The sequence below is a fragment of the bacterium genome (assembly GCA_037200965.1).
GTDB lineage: Bacteria > Patescibacteriota > Minisyncoccia > Phycocordibacterales > Phycocordibacteraceae > C7867-001.
This window is the reverse complement of record JBBCGK010000001.1, coordinates 26,779-45,732: the sequence shown is the minus strand read 5'-3', so window position 1 is coordinate 45,732 and position 18,954 is coordinate 26,779. Positions and strand designations below refer to the sequence as shown.

Sequence of the window (18,954 nt, the reverse complement as noted above, 5' to 3'; positions counted from 1 at the left end):
TATGGAATACGACACATCAAAAACAAAAGAATGGGAGGACTTCATCGCTGGACGCATCCCCATGAAGTACGTCGTCACTACCGCAGGGAAAGCTCTCGTGTTCGACAGTGAAATATTGCACAGCAGCGTGGTCGAGTCGCCAGCATTAGCGCTCGCCGCAGGATTCGTCTGCATAAATCAGCGTGGCGTGCACTGCTTCGGCACGAGCATTACGCTTGGCGTTGATTCGCGCGGTGATGAAGATGCGCTTTTGGTACGGAAGGAGTTGGTCGAACGCTTGCCCGCAGCTCTTGTCGAGCAGTTTCCGCCTCAAAAATGATTATGCAGAATTATATCTCACAATTCATCAATTACCTTCACAGCGACAAAAACGCATCGGTGCGTACGATGGCTGCATATCGACTTGACTTGGAAAAGTTCACCGAGTTTTTGGAGTCGCGCGGCAAAAGCAATATCAAGAAAGTATCGCGTGATGATGTCCGCGCCTTCCTCTCGGAACTCACGCATAACGGCATCAAGAAGCCGAACAGCGCCGTAACCCGCGCCCGCAAGCTCTCCTCAATAAAATCCTTTTTCAAATACCTGGTGCAGTTTGATGCTCTTACGATAAATCCTGCCGCCGAAGTTGAGACTCCGAAGCTACCGCACAAGGAGCCGAGCTATTTGACCAAAGAAGAATACGAAGCGCTGATTGCTGCCGTAAAGCGCACCGCAACACCGTTTTACCTTGCACGCGACCTCGCCATTGTCATCACATTCCTCAATACGGGTGTCCGTCTCTCCGAGTTGGTAGGGCTCAAGCTCACCAGCGTCAGTCTTGATTCGGCGCAGCCCACCATCAAGGTGCGCGGTAAGGGAGATAAAGAACGCACTATCCCGCTCAACTGCGTGGTAGTCGAGGTATTGCGCAAGCATCTCGAAAAGCGGCCGGAGACCGATGTGCCATATCTCTTTATCAGTCGGCTTGGCAATGGATTGAGCACCGGCAGCGTATACCACCTTATCAAGCACTACATCAAGAAAGCAGGTATCAAGAAGGAGCACGTAGGTGTTCACTCGCTGCGTCATACGTTCAGTGTTTCGCTTTTGACCAACGGTGTTGACCTCTTTGCTATCAAGAATCTTCTCGGCCACTCAAAGCTGGAGACCACGAGCCGCTATCTGCACGTCAGCGATGCTGGTCTCCGCGATGCAGTGAACCGCCTAACATAAAACACATGAGCATGAAAACTTCCACAACAAGAAAAGCAATCATCTACGTGCGCGTCTCATCCGACGAGCAGGTTGACGGTACGAGCTTGGAGTTTCAGGAGGCAGAGTGCAGGAGGTATTGCGAGCGCAACAGCTATGAAGTCGTCGAAGTATTCCGAGAGGAAGGGCAATCAGCAAAAGACCTATCGCTCAATAATCGAAAAGAGTTCTTGAGAGCCATCGAGTTCTGCCGCAAGCACAACGGCCAGATTCATGCGTTCCTAGTGCTTCGTGTCAACAGATTTTCTCGCAGCACAGAAGACCATTTCTTTATAAGAAAGAAGTTGTCCGGTTATGGGACGACACTTCTTTCCGTTACCGAACCTATCGGCAATAAGCCGATTGAGAAACTAGTCGAGACGGTTGCGGCCGCATCAGCGGACTATGAGAACGCTATCAGGAAGCAGCAGTGCTCTGATGGTATGAGCGAGAAGATAAATCAGGGTATCTATCCCTGGAAGTCGCCGCTTGGCTATACCTGCAAGCAATTCAAGAGGCGCGGCATGAAAAAGACGGAAGCCGATGACCCAGACCCAAAGCGCTTCCCGATAATTCAGGCGCTTTTCCGTGCCTGTCTTGAGAAGAAAGTGAGTGGCAACGTCGAGCTGGCAAAGCTCGCAAACCAATGGGGTCTCACGACGCTGCGAGGCCGCAAAATCTATCCGCAGAAGATTGACGAGATTCTTTCCAATAAGTTCTATGCGGGCATCATCCTCAATCCGTTCACGGGCAAAGAAGTCGAGGGTAAGCACCAGGCGATGATTACGCCCGAGGAGTTTATCCAGGTACAGCTTATCCGCAAAGGAAAGGTTCCGAAGGTCATCAAGAAGCTCAAGAATCACCCCGATTTCCCGCTCACAAGGGACGTACGCTGCGCCGCTTGCAGTATCGGGTTGAGTGGCAGTCATCCGCGCGGCAACGGCGGCGTTTATTCTTACTACCATTGCCACAATAAGCAGTGCCCCATGTATGCCAAGAACATTTCGCAAGAAAAGATGCACACAGACTTTCTTGCATGGCTTGGCACTATCACTCCAAAGCAAGGGTTCCTCGCGCTGTTCAGCGAGATTGTCGTAGAAGTATGGCGCAGCAATGCCTCATTACTCGACGATATTATCAAGCAGCAGCAAACCGAACTTGAGGAGCTGCGCCAAAAGAAGTTCGAGTACGCAGAGATGATTCGCAAAGGCACGGTCAGCGAGGACTTCGGCAAGGAGATTATCGAGAAGACCGACAATGAGATTGCCGCAAAGCAAATCACCATTCGAGAAAACAACCTCGATAAGCTCGACATAGAAGCAGCAATAGCCTACGCTACCACGTTTATTTCAGACCTGCCCCGCACATGGAGCAGCATCGGGGTAGACGCCCAAAAGCGGTTCCAAAAACTCGTCCTTCCCGAAGGAATTAGATACGATAAAAATACAGGTTTTGGAACCGCGAAATTAGGTTGGATTTACGAGATAAATCAGCAGGTTGTTGCTGAAAAATCAGATTTGGTGGACCGTACAGGATTCGAACCTGCGACCCCCTCATTGCAAATGAGGTGCTCTACCAACTGAGCTAACGGCCCGTCGAAAGACTGTACCGTTTCTAACGCTTCAGAGCAAGCCCGACCAGGTGCGACGCGAACTCCGAAAGCGAAACCCCGACCGCCTTGAGCGACTTCGCGAAGAGCGATTCCTCCGCTATCGCGGGAAGCGAATTGGTCTCGAGGTAGTAGATGTTGCGGGGCGTAACGATGAAATCGGAGCGGGAATAATGCCGGAGCCCGAGCGCCCGGTGCGCCGTGCGGGCCGCGTCCCCGAGCGCGTCCCTAACCGCTTTGGAGAAGCGCGCCGGAACCGTTTCCTGCGCCGCCCCGGAGTATTTCGTATTGAACGAAAAGAGCCTTTCGGGGCGCGGGAGAACGACCTCGACCGGAGGAAGCGCATAGAGCGGCTCGCCCCGAAGCCCTTCGAGAACGCCCGCGGTCGCTTCGGTTCCGCGGATGTATTCCTCGATAAGCACGCCGTCGGCCCCGAGACCGAAGAGCTCGGACGCGGCCGTATGAATCTCCTGATACCCGCTCGCGAGGGAAACGCCGATCGACGAACCCCACCGCACCGGCTTTATGACGACCGGCTGCATGAACGTGCGCACGGCATCCTTCGCCATAGGCTCGATATCTTCCATCCGCTCGATATAGCGATAGTCGGGAGTGCGCAGCCCCATGTCTTTCGCGCGCTCCTTGGAAAGCGCCTTGTGCATGGCCGTGAATGAAGAAAGCGCGTCGGAGCCCGTATACGGGACGCCCGCGCGCTCGAGAAGCCGCTGCACTTCCCCGTCCTCTCCGTATTCGCCGTGGAGCCCTATGAGCGCAACATCGAGCGTACGAAGCGCGTCCGCGGGAGAAATGGCCCGTCCTCGTTCATGCCACACTCCCTTCACATCGATATAGATATCGCGTACCGAAAAGCGGGCGGAAGGAAGGCTCGAAAGGAGCGTGTGCCCCGTGCGAAGGGATACGTGATGCTCCCTTGATGGCCCTCCCCGGAGCACTCCGACGACTGTGCCTTGCATATGGGGAAAGTATAGCAGCTGCGGGCCGCAAAAAGATGCGAGGGCTATCTCCGCATCGCGGCGGAACGCGCTCTCCGGTGCCGGTTGAGCGAAAAGCGGTGCGCTTCGGAATTCGCAAGCACCGCATCGGCTTCCGAAATGCCCGCGCGAAGCGCCCCGAGCACCTCCCGCGGACGGTGCTTCTCGTCCTTCACCACTGCCACGACCGGAATCATGACTCCGACTTCCTTTAAAAGCTCCTCCGCCGCTTTCTTGTGCGTCTTTCCGCCGTCAACCACGATCGCCCGCGGAAGCGGCCACTCGGGGTGCCCGAGCCTCCTTCCGAGCACTTCCTTAAGCGAGGCGATATCGTCGTTTCGCGCCGTGCGTATCTTGAAGGTGCGATAGTCCTTCTTTATCGGAAGACCCCCCTCGACCGCGACAAGGACGCCGATCGCGTTCGTCCCCGAGATATGCGCCGTATCGTACGCTTCGATGCGCGGTCCCGAATCGACCGCTTTCGTCGTTCCCGGCACCCATTCGGTCCCGGGCTTTATGAGCGAGACATCCTGCACATGATCGATCGCGTAGAGCTGGCCGCGCATCACGGCCGCATCTTCGAACCGCTCTTCTTTCGCCGCCTGCCGCATATCCTTCTCAAGCGTCTTCTTGAGTGTTTTCACGCGTCCCGAAAGGAAGAGGCAGACGTTCCTGATGGAGCGCAGATAGCTCGCGCGGTCCATGCCGCGCGGATAGCGCCCGATCTGCGTATTGAATTCGATATTCGCCCTTGTCTGCTTCCCCGTGCTGGTAACAGGCCGCTCGGTATCGAAAAACGGGAAGATGCGGCCGATGAGCCGGAGCGCTTCCCGAAGTTGTGCTCCCGATGGGAACGGGCCGTATGCCTCGCGGAGCTTCTGGCCGTTCGCGACAAGCTTTTCGAAGTCGATATCCTTCCCGCGGACCGCAAGCACGCGGGGAGTTTCCTCGTCCGTGATGACGGCATAGAGGAAGGACTTGCCGTCCTTGCCTTCGGTGTTCGCGGGCGGATCATAGTGGCGGATGAGGGCAGCCTCGCGGACGAGCGCCTCGAGAACCGTGGGGGTGGGTTCGTGCATGAGCCCGTCGGCCCTCGTAATCATATCGACGAGCTTGGGGCCTCTGGTCGCGATCAGGTCGTCGTCGAAATAGGAGCGTACGCGGTCGCGTAGCGACGAGGCCTTGCCGACATAGAGTATCTTCTTCGACCTGCCCTTGCCGCGGGTGAAGAGATAGACGCCGGGGACGTCGGGAAGCTCGTATTTTTTCAGGTCTTCGCGCTGCATATTGACTATTGTATCATACTATAGTATATAAATTTCGGAGCCCGAAAGCGTCGGGTGAAATAGGGAGCCGGCGGTAACGCCGGATAGTGCCATGAAACCAGGAGTAACTCCTGAGAGGGAGAGGGATCTACGCCACAAGAAGGAGCGTGCAAGATTTGGAGCTACGCTTATCTTCGCGCCTCCTATTATCACTATACTCGGGCTGCTTAGCCTGGGATACGTCATTCTGTACGGCCCCTTCAAATAAAGGTAACGGGGAGGAAGCAGACGCTTCCTCCCCGCCCGTTAGTTTTCATTAGACTAGGAATGAACCCTGGTCTTTCTTCTTTTGCTTCCTATGCCTCTCCAGAAGCCTCGCAAGATAGTGCCCGGTATGCGAGCCCTTCGCCTCCGCGACTTCCTCCGGCGTCCCCTTCGCCACCACTTTCCCCCCTCCCGTCCCTCCTTCCGGCCCGAAGTCGATGATGTAATCTGCGGATTTTATGACATCGAGATTGTGCTCGATCACGACCACCGTATTCCCCCTCCGGACGAGTTCCTGGAGTATTTCAATCAGTTTGCGAACGTCTTCATAGTGGAGGCCGACGGTGGGCTCGTCGAGAAGATAGATGGTCTTCATCGTGATCGGCCGGTAGAGCTCGGAGGCGATCTTCACGCGCTGGGCTTCTCCCCCCGAGAGCGTGGTCGCGCTTTGGCCGAGCGTGAGATATTCGAGCCCCGTCGAATTGAGCGAAGCGAGTCGGTCGGCGATAGCGGGGATATCGTTAAAGAACTTTTCGGCTTCTTCGACCGTGAGCTGGAGGACTTCGTAGATATTCTTTCCCCGGAATGTCACTTCAAGCGTCTCTTTCATAAAGCGCTTCCCTTCGCACACGTCGCAGACGACGTATACGGTAGGAAGGAAGTGCATCTCGACCGCGATCATGCCGTTCCCCTGGCAGGCCTCGCAGCGCCCGCCCGCGACGTTAAAAGAGAAGCGGCCGGGCTTCCAGCCCCTGGCCCTCGCTTCCGAGGTCGCCGAGAAGAGGTCGCGGATATGGGTGAAGGCGCCGGTATAGGTGGCCGGATTGCTTCTTGGCGTCCGGCCGATCGGCGACTGGTCGATCAAAACCGTGCGGCCGACATATTCGGTTCCGGCCATCGAGGAAATATGCGAAAGCTTCGCTTCGCGCTTTGCCTGCCGCGCTGCAAGATTCTTATGAAGGATGTCGTACAGGAAGGTCGACTTTCCGGAACCGGACACTCCCGTGATGCAGACGAGCTTCCCGAGCGGGATGTCCACGTTCTGGTTCACGAGATTATGGAGCGTCGCCCCGCGTATCTGGAGCTTGCCTTTCTCCGACGTGCGGCGCTCCTCGGGCACGGCGACCTCCTTCTCCCCGCGAAGATAGGCGAGGGTCAGGGAACCGCTCGGGTTGTCCTTGGCCGTAAGCAGGTCCTCGAGCCAGCCGGAGACGACCACGTCGCCTCCATGGACTCCGGCGCCCGGGCCGATATCGACGATATAGTCGGCAGCGAAGATCGTATCTTCGTCGTGCTCGACCACAAGAATGGTGTTGCCGAGCTCCTTGAGCGATATCAGAGTCGAAATAAGCCGGTCGTTATCTCGCTGGTGAAGGCCGATGGTGGGTTCGTCAAGCACGTAAAGCGCGCCCACGAGCCCCGTACCAAGCTGGGAAGCCAGGCGGATGCGCTGGGCCTCCCCTCCCGAGAGCGTTGCCGCGGAGCGGTTCAAAGTAAGGTAGTCGAGCCCCACGTTCAACATGAATTCGAGGCGGCTCGTGATCTCGCGGATAATTGGCCGCGCGATCTCCATGCGCATCTCGGAAAGCTCGAGGTGGTCCATGAATTCCTTGGCTTCGCGTATCGAAAAGTTCGTGAAGTCGACGACATTCATGCCGAGCCCGTTGTTTATCTTCGGATTCTTCCTGCCCGAGAGATAGACGCGAAGCGCTTCGGGACGAAGCCGCTTCCCTTCGCAGACCGGACAAAGCTCTTCGGAGAAGAGCGAGGCCGTACCCAGCCCGTTACAATTCGGACATGCGCCATACGGGCTGTTGAACGAGAAGAGGCGCGGCTCGACCTCGGGGAAGGACGCGCCGTCCTCGGGACAGATGAACTTCGAGGAAAGCGTCTCTATCGTCCCGTCCGCATGTTTTATCTTCACGAGCCCGTCGCTCTCCTTAAGCGCGAGCTCGAGGGCCTCGGAGAGGCGCTCGCGGGCTGCCGTCCCGTTTCGCATGAACTCCGTAAGGAAGATGCTGTCGACGAGCGCATCGACGTCGTGGCGCTTATTGCGGTCGAGCACCACCTTTTCCCGGAGCGAATGCGTCTTGCCGTCGATCACCGCCTTCTCGTATCCCTTCCCGAGAAGATCGTAGAGGAGCTGATAGTATTCGCCCTTGCGGCCGACGACGACGGGCGCATAGATCGTGATCGCCCGCTTATCAACCGCGACCCCGAGCACTTCGCTTCCTTTGCCCTCTTTTGCGGATCCCGAGCGCGCTTCGGCGCGGGAAAGGATAAGTTTGATCATCTCCTCCTTGGAAAGCTTCGAGATAGGTACGTCGTGATGGATGCAGTACGGCTGCCCCGCGCGGGCATAGAGGACGCGCAGGTAGTCGTATATTTCGGTCACGGTCGCGACCGTCGAACGCGGGTTATTGGAACGGCTCTTCTGGTCTATGGAGATGGCGGGCGAGAGGCCGGTTATCTCGTCCACGTCCGGCTTCTGCATCTGGTTGAGGAATTGGCGGGCATAGGCGGAAAGGCTTTCCACATAGCGGCGCTGCCCTTCGGCGAAAATTGTATCGAAAGCGAGCGAGGACTTTCCGGAGCCCGAGAGGCCCGTGATAACCGTCATCGCACCGCGCGGCATCGTCACGTCGATGTCCTTGAGGTTATGCGTGCGTGCGCCTTTCACCACGAGCTTGTCAGCTCCTTCGAATTGCGCGTGCTTCTTTTTTGGGTTGGTGGCCATAGGTGAGTCCCCGCCCGAGGCGGGGCAGGTACGGGATCAGTATAGCATAAAAGGTCCGCTGATGAGGCGGACCTTTCTCTCGTCTGCAGTGAAGTCAGAAAAGCAGACTGGGCTGTATTTACTTGTGCTGCAGATTCCATGGACAGGAATTCTCGCTGCAGTACTCGTACACGGCGGTATAGCACGTGAGTGCTATACTCACGACCGAGATAAATATAGCCAAGAGTGCGATAATCCGGTCATGACTCATGGGAGAGCTCCTTTCTTTGCCTGGGGCGCGATACATGCTGTGGCCTGCGCAGACTATAAACGGACTTGATTCGTTGTCAAGTACCCCACCCTGTCGTGCGTTTGAAATTTACTTCCCCAGCACTCCCTCGACCTTCCCTATGATCTCTTCGACCGACACCTCCGCCTTTACGAGATAATCGTTCGCACCGAGTTCCCTGGCCCGCTCCTTGTCCTTTTCCTGCCCGAGGTTCGAAACGACGATAACCGGGGTCCCTTTAAGCTCGTCGGTCCGTGCGCGGATTTTCTCAAGCACTTCGAAGCCGCCCATGGTGGGAAGGAGAAGATCGAGGAGAATGAGCGAAGGCTTGTACTCTGCGAGAAGCGAAAGCGCTTCGTTGCCGTCGGAGGCATAGAGCGTCTGGTATTTGCCCGCGAAGGTATGCCCCAGGAGGTTCTTGAGGATCGGGTCGTCTTCGACGACGAGCACGAGCTTGGTATCTGCCATAACGTTCAGTATAGCCTATGAAGAAGCCTCCGCAATCGGAAGCGAGAAGATAAAGGTGGTGCCGGGCCCGTCCTTGTTCTCCTCAAACGCGAGGTCGCCGCCGTGGTCGGTCGCGATGGTGCGCGCGATATAGAGCCCGAGACCGTTGCCCTCGTTTTCCTTGGCAAGCGCGTTTCCGCCCCTGAAGAACCGCTCGAAAATATTCTCCCGGTCCTTTGGAAGAATGCCGATGCCGGTATCGCGCACGAGAATGCGGACGAGGCCCGGGACCTCGTCGGTTAAGAGCCGCACGCTTCCTCCTTCGGGAGTGTAGCGGATCGCATTCTCGACGAGGTTCGTAAGGACCCATTTGATGCGCTCGCGGTCGGCGACGACCGGGGGCACCTGTTCCCCGCTCCCTTCATACAGGAGCGGCACCTTCTTCTCCAGGGAAAGCTGCGCGAAATCCCGCACCACTTCGTCGACGAGGGCCGCGAGATCAACCCGTTCGACCTTGTAGTTATATTTGCCGGACTCGATCGACGAGATGTCAAGCAGGGTCTTCACGATGGCGACAAGCTCCTTGCTCTTGGTGGTTGCGTTCTCGACAAGCTGCTTTTGGTCCCCGCCGAGGCTCGTCTGCTGGAGCGCCTCGAGCGCCCAGCGGATGCCCGTGAGCGGGGTACGGAGCTGATGCGCGGCAGTCGTGATGAAATCGGACTTGACCCGCGAGACCTGCGCATCGCGCGCGTGCGCCGCCTCGACCTTGTCCGCGAGGTCGGTAAAAGAATGCTCGAGCACCCTTACTTCCCGCGGGCTCATCGAGGAAGACGTGAGCGGCGCGCGCTCCCCGCGCTCGGCGAACACGTCAAGCGCATGGGCAAGGTGGCGAAGCGGGCGGGCGAGCCGTCCGGCGATAAACCAGAGGGCAAGCGCGATAACGACCAGGAAGGCACTGAGGAACAGTGCGGCCGCGACGAGAACGAAGTCGCGGGTAACGGGGTCCGGAAGCTGCGCGAGCACCGAGGCGTTAAAAAACCAGAGCAGGCCCGCGCCTGCGGCAACGAGAAAGACGAATACGCACGCCAGGAGCGAACGAAGGCTCATGCGGTAATACTAGCATCTATCCGCGCCTCCTCCTGCGGTTCGGTTTCGCTTTGTTGGGATTCTCGACTCCCTCAAGCGTGTAAATCTCGTCGCGGATGATCGCGGCCGTCTCGAAATCAAGCGCCTCGACCGCGTCGGCCATCTGCCTGCGCTTCTCCTTGATGAATCCCTCCGGATCCTCCTTATAAAGCCGGGCATCGAGCGTAAGGAGCGAATCGACGGTCTTCTGGTGCTCGCTCCGCATGCTTTCCGCGATGTCCCTGATTTCCTTTTTGATTGAAAGCGGCGTGATGCCGTGCTTTTCGTTGTACGCAAGCTGGATGGCGCGCCGCCGGTTCGTCTCGCCTATGGCGCGCGTAAGCGAGCCGGTCATCACGTCCGCATAGAGAATCACGCGGCCGAGGATGTTTCGCGCCGCGCGCCCGATGGTTTGTATAAGGGAAACTTCGGAGCGCAAAAACCCTTCCTTGTCTGCGTCAAGGATGCCGACCAGCTCCACTTCCGGCAGGTCGAGACCCTCGCGAAGCAGGTTCACACCGACCAGGATATCGAACTTTCCCTGGCGGAATTCGGTGAGGATGGTGATGCGGTCGATCGTCTTTATGTCCGAGTGGAGATATTCGGCCTTCACGCCGCGCTCGCGAAGAAACGCCGAGAGGTCTTCCGCCATCTGCTTGGTAAGGGTCGTCGCGAGCACGCGCCCGCCTCCCCTGATCACCTTTTCCGACTCGTCGATGAAATCTGCTATCTGGCCCTTGTACCCTTCGCCTTCGACGACCGGACGGACGATGAGCTCGGGATCGACAAGGCCCGTCGGGCGGATGATCTGCTCGACCACCTGGCCAAGAGGCGCGACCGAATGCTCCTGCTCGTATTTCCCCGGCGTCGCGGACGTATAGATCATCTGTCCCGTACGCTCCTCGAACTCCTCGAACCGGAGCGGACGGTTGTCGCGTGCGGAAGGAAGCCGGAAGCCGAACTCGATAAGCGTATCTTTGCGGGATTTATCGCCCGCATACATGCCGCCGATCTGGGAAAGCGTCACATGCGACTCATCGACGACCGTAAGGAAGTCGGGAGAGCCGTCCGACTTGTGCGGGAAGTATGAAAGGAGCGTGTGCGGCGGCTCCCCGGGAGCCCGCCCGTCAAAATGCCGCGAATAGTTCTCGATGCCGCTCGTATATCCCATCTCGCGGATAAGCGCGAGATCGTGGAGCGTCCGGCGCTTGAGGCGCTCGGCTTCAAGCGGCTTTTCTTCTCTTTTAAGCTGCGCGAGGCGTTCCTCAAGTTCGAGCCTGATATCTTCCGCTGCCCGGTTACGCTCCGCCTCGTCCGTCACGAAGTGCTTGGCAGGGAAGACGAACACGGAATCGGGCTCTCCGGTCTTCGCGCGCGAAACGGGATCGAGAAGCTCGATATGCCCGGTGTTTTCGCCGTCGAACGTGATCCGGTATATCGCGCGCTCGTTGACCGGCATGAACTCGACCGCGTTTCCGACGGCCCGGAGCTGCCCGGGAAGCAGATCGGCGTTCGTCCGCTCGAAATAGATGCCGACGAGCTTCCGTATGAGCGCGGAGCGGTTCTCCGGTGCGCCCTTCTGGAGCTTCACATGCACCTTCTCATAGTTTTCGGGAGAGCCGAGGCCGTAGATAGCGGAGACGGAAGCGACGATGATCACGTCCTTTCTTGTAAGGAGGGCCTGGGTCGCCGCATGGCGAAGCCGGTCAATCTCCGCGTTTATCTGCGCCTCCTTCTCGATATAGGTATCCGAGTGCGCGATATAGGCTTCGGGCTGGTAATAGTCATAGTAGGAGACGAAGTAGTGGACCGCGTTCTCCGGGAAGAATTCCCGGTACTCCTGGGCGAGCTGCGCAGCGAGCGTCTTGTTGTGCGCCATCACTAAGGTCGGCTTCCCTATCCTGCTTATCACGTTCGCGACCGTAAATGTCTTTCCGGAGCCGGTGACGCCGAGAAGCGTCTGATGGCGCAGCCCCTCCTCGACGCCCTTGGTGAGCGCCTCGATGGCCTTTGGCTGGTCGCCCGCGGGAAGAAACGGGGAGTGAAGCTTAAACGTCATTCTTCCATTTTACCAAATTTCACGTTTATTACGTAGGCGCGATACACTTTTCCCTTAGGGGGATTGGAGTTGGACATTATACCAGAGCCCGCTGAAAAACCCTCCCATACAGCCGCTAGGCCGGTACGGTTTCATTTGTGCTCAGCCACTCGAGAATCTGCAGGCCGGATACGAAGTATGCGTTGGCTCGAAAATTCTCGAGATGCCGAGTGCGTTCTTCACCAAGATTGAAGACGCCTTTCTTGCGGGAGAAATGTCGCTCGACGCCGGTTCGGGCGCGATATTCGGCAGGATCGCTCGAACGACGGGCTCCCCGAAGGGTTCAATTCGTTCGGTTGCCGTCTTTCTTCATGCGTCGGAGTGGTATCGCCGGTTCGATACTCCACTTGCGCGCAAGGTCAAAGACGAACGACTCGCTGTCGTATCCCTTGTCGGCGGCAAACGAAGCGACCGGAAGATCAGGGGGCGCTCTCGACACGAGTCGCCTGCCCTCCGTGATGTCCGCCACTGCACCGGGCGTGACGCTTTGAAATACCGGAAGTCTGGTGTCCCGATCAATGATTTCGTGGGTCTTGTACCCGTTGGCTTTCTTGTGTCCGGAATATGCCGAACCCTCCTCGTCGTGTCCCGAGTATGTCTTGACGAAAGAGGAGTCGAGTATGAGGTTGAGTGCGGGGAGGTGCGCAAGCACGCGCTGCGTCAGGCACCCGAACAAGTGTTCAAATCCACGGGACTGCTTGAGTCGTCCCCTGAACTTCACGAACGTGGTCTGGTCGATGCCGCTCATGCTTTCGAGGTCTCGATACGTGCAGCCATGGAGCTGCTTGTATGCGAGCCAGAGGAAGAGCGTGACCTTGTCGTATCCGCGCCTTCCGGTACCGGCGTACGGGAAGAAAGGAGCGAGAACGGTACGTACCAGAGGATGATTGATCCATTGAAAGCGGGCGTATGTGGGTATACACTTTTCCATACCACGAGGCGTTCAGTATTAGGTTGCCAACACAACCAGAATACCGGACGCCTTTTGGCGTTTAGGGGTTATTCAGCAGGCTCATACCAGCTTGAATTCTAATCTGAAACGCAACACGCCTTCCCAAAGCGCACGCACGAGGTCTGCCAGGAGAGAGACTTCCGCGGCGTGTGGTTCATGAGGTCCACCACGTCCGCAAGGTCGTCTTTGGATATGGTACCCAGGTTCAGCCGTTTGGGGAATGGTCGCCGCAGGCGGCCATTGGTATTCTCGTTCTTCCCGCGCTCCCACGGATGGTGTGCGTGTGCGAAGTACACGGTGGCATCGGTATCACGTTCAATGAACTGCCAGAGTGCGAACTCGCTCCCGCGGTCGTACGTGATGGTCCCGGTGACTTTCTGATGCGACTTCAGTACCGCATGCACGACATCTGCCGTGCCGTTCGGGATTAGGTCGGCAACGAGATACAAGCTCTGGTGCACGTGGGTGAGGATGCGTTCACGACCTGCGCCTTTGACGGTATCGCCCTCCCAGCCAGGTTCTGTGCGCTCCTCAATGGAACGCACGTTCTTGGTCCATCCTTGTTTCTGCGTACGCTTTGAGCCATATCGGCGGCGCTTCCTTCCTCGCTGCGGCAGACGAGCCAACAGATCAGGACGGGTGCGATATAGCCACGCGTATATCGTCTCGTGCGATATGTCGAGAAGGTGTGCGATCACCTCTGGAGAGACGAGTGGGTCAAGGAGTGCCTCGACAAGGTCAGCCAACTGCTGATTGTTTGCAAGGAGGCGTCCCGCCTCCTTGCTCTTCATGCGGCGTGCCTTCGCACGCACGTCCGCGTGCGTGGCGTGATACCGCCCGTTCTTCTTCGCGTTCCGTTTCAACTCCCTTGAGATGGTCGAGCGGTGGACGCCCAGTTGCCGCGCGATCCCAGCTTTCTTCACACCAGCGCGCAGGAGCGCGCCTAGCGAAACGCGCATGTCGCGCGTATTGTGTGTATGCATACCCGTTGGTGCTTAGGTGATTCAACACTCCTAGCGTACCTGCGGGTATGCGCTTTTCAATACGGGTTGTTGCGTTTCAAGCTAGAATTCAACCAGCACAGTTGCCAGGGACTTATTTCAACTGTATAGTTATAGCAGGCCTTACCCGCAGGAGGAAGAAATGGATACACAGAGATACGAGACCCTGGTAACGGGGTATAAGGAAATGAAGGGCGTTCTTTCATTCCTCGCCGCCGTAGTGACCAGGACGAAGCCGGATGGTGACGAACCGAAAGTGAATCTTTCCGGGGAGGCGCTACGAAAGTTCTACAAGCTAAAGATTCTCGACAAGAAGAAGGGCCGCGGGACGCCGGCCACGACGGACTTGATGGATATTTTGGTGGAAGTTCTCCCGCGGCGACCGAACCTCTCCCGAAGGCAAAAGGATTGCCTGGACGCGGTATGCGGCGGATCGGCAGCGATCATAGCACATCACTTGCCGATGCCTCCGGTACAAATCAATTAGGTGTGAGCCTGGAAACTCGAGCGGCCGTCATGGCCGCTCTTTTTCTATTTAACGGCCGTAGTAGCCGCTAAGGAAAGCGGCACGGTACTCATCAAAATGTCCTTTGGTAATAGCCTCCCGCGCCCCGTCGACGAGCCGCAGGATGAAACCAAGGTTATGAAGCGAGCAAATGACGGAGCCGAGCGTCTCTCCGGACCGGATCAGGTGCCCGACGTACGCGCGGGTGAATCCCGCGGTCGATTCCATCGGCGTTTCCGGATCAAGCACGGAAAAATCATTCCTGAACTTCTCTCCCCGAAGATGCAGGACTCCCCGTTTCGTATAAATGCTCCCGTGCCTGCCGATGCGGGTAGCGGCGACGCAGTCGAAAAGATCGACCCCGTGAGCTATACCAAGAAGGATATCGCCCGGCTCGCCAACGCCAAGTCCGTGCACCGGCATCTCCGGCGGGATTTCGGAAAGCATCTTGAGCGCTGATTCGAGCGAATGCTCACCGTACTTCTTGCTGAAGGAACCGCCAAGTCCGAATCCGTCGAAGCCCATGTCCCCGATCTCCCGCGCGCTTATACGCCGCAGGTCGTCGAACTGCCCGCCCTGCGCGATGCCGAATATCGCCTGCATCCTGTTCGCCCCGATATTCTGCCGATGGGCCTTTAGACTTCTCCCCGCCCATCTGTGCGTACGCTCCATCGCTTCCTTCTGGTATGCATACGGCTCGGTCGGCGCGGTGCACTCGTCAAACGCGAAGAAGATATCGGCTCCGAGCGCATGCTGGATCTCGACGGAGCGCTCGGGCGTAAAGCGGTGGAGCGACCCGTCAAGATGCGAGGTGAAGGTGACACCCTCGTCGTCGACGATCGCGAGCTGCCCGTGCTGGGAAGCGAGGGAGTCATCAAAGACCGCGATCTGATCTTCCTTTTCGCTCATTTCCCCGTCAATCGCACCGGAAAACTTCGATACCTTCTTGCCAAACGCAGCGCCAAGCGAGAATACCTGGAACCCGCCGGAGTCGGTCATGGTCGGCCCCCGCCAGTTCATGAACTTCGCAAGCCCTCCGGCCTCCTTGACGACCGCCTCGCCCGGCTGGAGATAGAGATGATAGGTGTTCGCAAGCACGACCTGCGCGCCTTCGCGTGCGAGAAGCTCCGGGAGGATTCCCTTCACATCGGCCTTGGTGCCGACCGGAACGAAGGCGGGCGTCCGTATCGCTCCGTGCGCGGTGGTTATAACGCCGGCACGGGCACCGCCATGTGGCGCCCGTGCCTCTATCTTGAAAGTAATCGCGCCCACTATGTGGTTAGTTTCCGATCTTCAAGAGCTCTATCTCGAAGATGAGCGTCGCGTTTGGCGGAATGGCGCTTCCCGCGCCCTGACTGCCGTATGCGAGCGAAGCGGGTATCACGAGCTCGCGCTTGCCGCCGACCTTCATGCCGATAAGGCCTTGGTCCCAGCCCGGAATGACCTGCCCGACACCGATAGTGAAGGGAACGCCGCCTGCGCTGTGGTTTGCGGAAGCGTCAAATACCGTGCCGTCGGCGAGCATGCCGACATAGTTGACGGTGATAGCATCGCCCGCCTTGACCGCAGGGCCCGTACCGACCGCGATATCCCTGATCTGAAGTTCTGTCGCATTCGTCATGACGTTTTGGTTAGTGGTTATATCTGACGGGTTCCCTTCGGTACTGGTTGCGAGCCGCAGGTCTGCGGAAGCGTCCTCGGCAGGCATTGTTGCCGCATGGAACGGAAAGGGGCCGGGAAGGAAGAAGAACGCCATAATCGCAAGCGCGAGCGCTACTGCAATGCCGGTAGAGACGGTGTTCATGATCGGTTGAATTATGCGGCTGGTATTCCGCTTTGATATTCCTTAAAGCGGCGGATCTCCTCGCTGACCGCCGCACGGACGATTTCCTCGCTTCCGGGAAGTTCCTTTTCAAGGAATGTCCGGAGCGCCTCCTCGTCCTTGGACTCTGCAATGATAACGAACTCATCGCGCTTATCTTCGCGCAGCTTCTCAAGAAGCGCCAAAGTCGCCGCTTTGAGCATAATACCCGTCATCTGCGCTATAAGCTCCTGCTGCTCTGCGCTCGAGAGTCCTTCGATGCCAAGCTCTTCTGCAACCGCGCGCTGGATTTCGTCTTGCATGGTTGGATGATATAAAGCGCCTACTTAGCCAGTTTCATCACAAGCTGTTCGACAATCGGTGTCGGACTCTTCGGCGTTACTAACTCCGAAGTCCCGTCGGGGTGAATAATATAATCTAGTATAGTACCGTTCTGGTTCACCGGCAAAACGACATCGGTACGCATCGCGCCCGCGAAGTTCTTCGCGAACTGCTCGTAGAGGGCGGGCGAACCGCCGAATACGGATACGCGTCCGTCGTGCAACAGGTACGCGTTGATATCTTTCGCATTTGCGGAGAGTATTTCCTGCGTCAGCGTTGGATCAGGCTGCATACCCGGGGCTGCCTCCTGCAATGTATGGAGCGCATTGGAAGTAAGGTTGGAAGACGCTGTCTCAAGTGCGGGAGCGGGTGCCGAATGTGCAGCAAGCCGCTCCGAGCCGCCCATTTCAGACGCCGGGTGGCCGACACCCCTTGCGTCCGGCACCAGATCGCCATGCGAAGCTTTCGACATCTCCATTTCCCTGTATTGGAGCGAGTTCGGATCGGAAGCGCTGGCGTCGCCCGGCTGCGAAGCTTGCGCTTCGGTTGAAGGGGCCGGGTGTGCGCCCGGACGCATCATATGGTCATTCCAGCTAGCCACCTGATGACCTTGTCCGTCGATAAGCGTGAGCGGATTCTTGACACCGTCAGCGCTGTACATAAGTGATCCGTCTTGGCCGATACCGAGATGCGCATGCTCCGGAATAAGCTGGCTGTTGAGAGATTCTCCCGGCTGATATGCCTGCAGCTGTTCCGCAAGTTTCGTCGGATCGGCACCAAGTACGGCCTTCGCCCCGGCCGGAATCTTGCTTGGATCGGTATGCTCGTAAAGGTGCCGCAGATGTTCCTTAAGGTCTTCGATCATGCTGATCGCGCCATGTCCCTTTTGAACCTCGATCATTGCTTTCGGATCGAAATGGTGTTCTACGTTCGGAGTACCGGCCCCGGCCTCAACACCGGGAGCATGACCGAGCCAGTTGCCGACGACGCCCGAAAGCCACTGTCCGAGGAAAAACGTGGCGACGCCAGTGGCCGTGCCGATCGCCCCCGCCGCAATCTTCCTGTTGCGCGTATTGCCCGTTAGGTACCCAAGTCCCTTGCCTGCCGCATCCTTTTTGTATGCGGAGCGCTGGATGAGAGCATCGGTAGCTATGCCAGCGCCAAGACCGGTAGCGGAACTCGTAAAAAGCCTGAAGGGCAGCGCTAACGCCGCGGCAACCGCGCCGGGGAGCCCGATGACGACAGTGGCCCCGAAGCCGACCACGGTCATGACCGCGCCAAGCACGAGCTTATCGCGGAAACGGAATCCGTTGTAATCTTCCGCGTTCTGCTTCCACCAGTTAAAAGCCTTGGAACCCGAACCGAGCTTCTCGGTAGCTTCACGATCCAAAGTCTTATCCCGATGCCATCCGACTTGCGCCAGATGTTCAGCCATACTCCCCGGCTCAGGTCTCTTCTCAGGCGCAGGCCGGTCTTCAACATGCGTACCTGAATCCTCTGGTACCTTAGACTCAGTTTCTTCTTTGCTCGGATTTTCTGCTTTCCAACGAGCCGCCTCAGCCGCATTAAGCGCTTCGATGTTTTCCTTCAGCTTCTCTCTTTCAATAACCGGATCTACTTCCGGGGGAGCGGCAGTTTCGTCCCTGCCCATATCATCGCCGACCCCTTTATCGGTATCGATATCTGATTCTTCGACCGGGGCTGTATCCGGAGGGATTTCATCCTTCTTTTCAGGAGGAATGGATTTATATCCTTCATCGCCAAGCGGTTTGCTACCGGGCCCCGGGGAACCGGGAATTTGGGTAACCGCAGGAGTTGGCGCTTCTTCGCTCGGTACGTTCGCTTTCGTCAGAGTATCGTAGGCTTCGTCTGTCCTGCGTATGAAGAGATCGTATTGCTTTTGCATATTCGGCCCCATTTGCGCAGCCTCGGCGTCATTCGCCTTTGTGAATTTGTCGCACATGTCGTTGAATTTCTCGTATTCACGATATGCTTTCCGCCACTCCTCCATATCGCCGGGCTCCCTGCCTGAGCCGCGGATATCATCCGCAAGTTCCATGAGTTCTTCATAGGTATCCTTGCGCAAATCTCTTATGTCCGGAGAATCTCCCTCCTTGAGACGAAAACGCAAAGCAGCTTCAATTTCCTGCCTGGGCGCATCAGCTGTTTTGCCCGCATTCACGACAGCAGGTGCCTCTGCCTGCGAAAACGCTGCAGGTTCCCCTGTCTGTATGTTTTGCGGTTCTTCGTTAAGTGGAGTCCCTTTAAAGCTGCTGGCGGTAAATCTGCGCGGAGGATTTTCGCCTGATGAAGACATG

The 18,954-nt window shown here is 57.4% G+C and carries 17 protein-coding genes and 1 tRNA gene; 3 read left to right on the top strand and 15 right to left on the bottom strand.

Annotated elements, in window-relative coordinates:
- The first annotated feature begins 1 nt into the window (after position 1).
- Positions 2 to 319 (top strand): hypothetical protein, encoded by a 318-nt coding sequence (locus WDN10_00255; GenBank protein MEJ0053150.1) that lies wholly within the window; start codon positions 2 to 4, stop codon positions 317 to 319.
- A complete protein-coding gene (locus tag WDN10_00250) occupies positions 316 to 1,212 on the top strand; it encodes a tyrosine-type recombinase/integrase (protein ID MEJ0053149.1) in 897 nt (298 codons plus the stop codon). Before WDN10_00255 ends, WDN10_00250 begins: the two co-directional genes overlap by 4 nt.
- 413 nt (positions 1,213 to 1,625) lie before the next feature.
- On the opposite strand, the gene WDN10_00245 is transcribed toward WDN10_00250, so the two are convergent.
- The 11 genes from WDN10_00245 to WDN10_00195 form a co-directional block, all read right to left on the bottom strand.
- A complete protein-coding gene (locus WDN10_00245; protein ID MEJ0053148.1) occupies positions 1,626 to 2,252 on the bottom strand; it encodes a hypothetical protein in 627 nt (208 codons plus the stop codon).
- A 99-nt stretch (positions 2,253 to 2,351) separates the two neighbouring features.
- Entirely contained in the window at positions 2,352 to 2,507 is a 156-nt protein-coding gene (locus WDN10_00240; GenBank protein MEJ0053147.1) for a hypothetical protein, read from the bottom strand.
- A 241-nt stretch (positions 2,508 to 2,748) separates the two neighbouring features.
- A tRNA-Ala gene (locus WDN10_00235) sits at positions 2,749 to 2,824 on the bottom strand.
- 20 nt (positions 2,825 to 2,844) lie between these two features.
- A complete protein-coding gene (locus WDN10_00230) occupies positions 2,845 to 3,813 on the bottom strand; it encodes a hypothetical protein (protein MEJ0053146.1) in 969 nt (322 codons plus the stop codon).
- Positions 3,814 to 3,857: 44 nt separating this feature from the next.
- A complete protein-coding gene (locus WDN10_00225) occupies positions 3,858 to 5,117 on the bottom strand; it encodes a UvrB/UvrC motif-containing protein (GenBank protein MEJ0053145.1) in 1,260 nt (419 codons plus the stop codon).
- Positions 5,118 to 5,412: 295 nt separating this feature from the next.
- Positions 5,413 to 8,097: an excinuclease ABC subunit UvrA gene (gene uvrA / locus WDN10_00220; GenBank protein MEJ0053144.1), complete on the bottom strand. Its 2,685-nt coding sequence runs from the start codon at positions 8,095 to 8,097 to the stop codon at positions 5,413 to 5,415.
- Positions 8,098 to 8,455: 358 nt separating this feature from the next.
- The gene (locus WDN10_00215; protein ID MEJ0053143.1) at positions 8,456 to 8,833 is read right to left on the bottom strand and encodes a response regulator; all 378 of its coding nucleotides are present in this window, start codon (positions 8,831 to 8,833) and stop codon (positions 8,456 to 8,458) included.
- Positions 8,834 to 8,848: 15 nt separating this feature from the next.
- On the bottom strand, positions 8,849 to 9,919 hold the full coding sequence (locus tag WDN10_00210; GenBank protein ID MEJ0053142.1) for a HAMP domain-containing sensor histidine kinase: 1,071 nt from the start codon (positions 9,917 to 9,919) through the stop codon (positions 8,849 to 8,851).
- Between the two features lie 16 nt (positions 9,920 to 9,935).
- Positions 9,936 to 11,996, bottom strand: coding sequence for an excinuclease ABC subunit UvrB (gene uvrB / locus WDN10_00205; GenBank protein ID MEJ0053141.1), 2,061 nt, complete (start codon positions 11,994 to 11,996; stop codon positions 9,936 to 9,938).
- A gap of 322 nt (positions 11,997 to 12,318) precedes the next feature.
- Positions 12,319 to 12,966 (bottom strand): transposase, encoded by a 648-nt coding sequence (locus WDN10_00200; protein MEJ0053140.1) that lies wholly within the window; start codon positions 12,964 to 12,966, stop codon positions 12,319 to 12,321.
- A 98-nt stretch (positions 12,967 to 13,064) separates the two neighbouring features.
- Positions 13,065 to 13,970, bottom strand: coding sequence for an IS30 family transposase (locus WDN10_00195; GenBank protein ID MEJ0053139.1), 906 nt, complete (start codon positions 13,968 to 13,970; stop codon positions 13,065 to 13,067).
- 160 nt (positions 13,971 to 14,130) lie between these two features.
- On the opposite strand from WDN10_00195, the gene WDN10_00190 reads away from it, so the two are divergent.
- Positions 14,131 to 14,475, top strand: coding sequence for a hypothetical protein (locus tag WDN10_00190; GenBank protein ID MEJ0053138.1), 345 nt, complete (start codon positions 14,131 to 14,133; stop codon positions 14,473 to 14,475).
- 48 nt (positions 14,476 to 14,523) lie between these two features.
- Here the strand turns inward: WDN10_00190 and tgt are convergent, their stop codons facing one another.
- Genes tgt through WDN10_00170 form a run of 4 tightly spaced genes read right to left on the bottom strand, consistent with a single transcriptional unit; the run spans position 14,524 to position 18,953 of the window.
- Positions 14,524 to 15,765 (bottom strand): tRNA guanosine(34) transglycosylase Tgt, encoded by a 1,242-nt coding sequence (gene tgt / locus WDN10_00185; protein MEJ0053137.1) that lies wholly within the window; start codon positions 15,763 to 15,765, stop codon positions 14,524 to 14,526.
- Positions 15,766 to 15,772: 7 nt separating this feature from the next.
- Complete coding sequence (locus WDN10_00180; GenBank protein ID MEJ0053136.1) at positions 15,773 to 16,297, bottom strand: FKBP-type peptidyl-prolyl cis-trans isomerase; 525 nt, start codon at positions 16,295 to 16,297, stop codon at positions 15,773 to 15,775.
- Between the two features lie 11 nt (positions 16,298 to 16,308).
- Positions 16,309 to 16,617 (bottom strand): DUF5663 domain-containing protein, encoded by a 309-nt coding sequence (locus tag WDN10_00175; GenBank protein ID MEJ0053135.1) that lies wholly within the window; start codon positions 16,615 to 16,617, stop codon positions 16,309 to 16,311.
- Between the two features lie 20 nt (positions 16,618 to 16,637).
- The gene (locus WDN10_00170; GenBank protein MEJ0053134.1) at positions 16,638 to 18,953 is read right to left on the bottom strand and encodes a hypothetical protein; all 2,316 of its coding nucleotides are present in this window, start codon (positions 18,951 to 18,953) and stop codon (positions 16,638 to 16,640) included.
- Between the last annotated feature and the right edge of the window lies 1 nt (position 18,954).

Coding starts and splice junctions, on each gene's coding strand:
- WDN10_00255 (MEJ0053150.1), top strand. CDS start 2: ATGGAATACGACACATCAAAAACAAAAGAATGGGAGGACTTCATCGCT.
- WDN10_00250 (MEJ0053149.1), top strand. CDS start 316: ATGATTATGCAGAATTATATCTCACAATTCATCAATTACCTTCACAGC.
- WDN10_00230 (MEJ0053146.1), bottom strand. CDS start 3,813: ATGCAAGGCACAGTCGTCGGAGTGCTCCGGGGAGGGCCATCAAGGGAG.
- WDN10_00225 (MEJ0053145.1), bottom strand. CDS start 5,117: ATGCAGCGCGAAGACCTGAAAAAATACGAGCTTCCCGACGTCCCCGGC.
- uvrA (MEJ0053144.1), bottom strand. CDS start 8,097: ATGGCCACCAACCCAAAAAAGAAGCACGCGCAATTCGAAGGAGCTGAC.
- WDN10_00215 (MEJ0053143.1), bottom strand. CDS start 8,833: ATGGCAGATACCAAGCTCGTGCTCGTCGTCGAAGACGACCCGATCCTC.
- WDN10_00210 (MEJ0053142.1), bottom strand. CDS start 9,919: ATGAGCCTTCGTTCGCTCCTGGCGTGCGTATTCGTCTTTCTCGTTGCC.
- uvrB (MEJ0053141.1), bottom strand. CDS start 11,996: ATGACGTTTAAGCTTCACTCCCCGTTTCTTCCCGCGGGCGACCAGCCA.
- WDN10_00200 (MEJ0053140.1), bottom strand. CDS start 12,966: ATGGAAAAGTGTATACCCACATACGCCCGCTTTCAATGGATCAATCAT.
- WDN10_00195 (MEJ0053139.1), bottom strand. CDS start 13,970: ATGCATACACACAATACGCGCGACATGCGCGTTTCGCTAGGCGCGCTC.
- WDN10_00190 (MEJ0053138.1), top strand. CDS start 14,131: ATGGATACACAGAGATACGAGACCCTGGTAACGGGGTATAAGGAAATG.
- WDN10_00180 (MEJ0053136.1), bottom strand. CDS start 16,297: ATGAACACCGTCTCTACCGGCATTGCAGTAGCGCTCGCGCTTGCGATT.
- WDN10_00175 (MEJ0053135.1), bottom strand. CDS start 16,617: ATGCAAGACGAAATCCAGCGCGCGGTTGCAGAAGAGCTTGGCATCGAA.
- WDN10_00170 (MEJ0053134.1), bottom strand. CDS start 18,953: ATGTCTTCATCAGGCGAAAATCCTCCGCGCAGATTTACCGCCAGCAGC.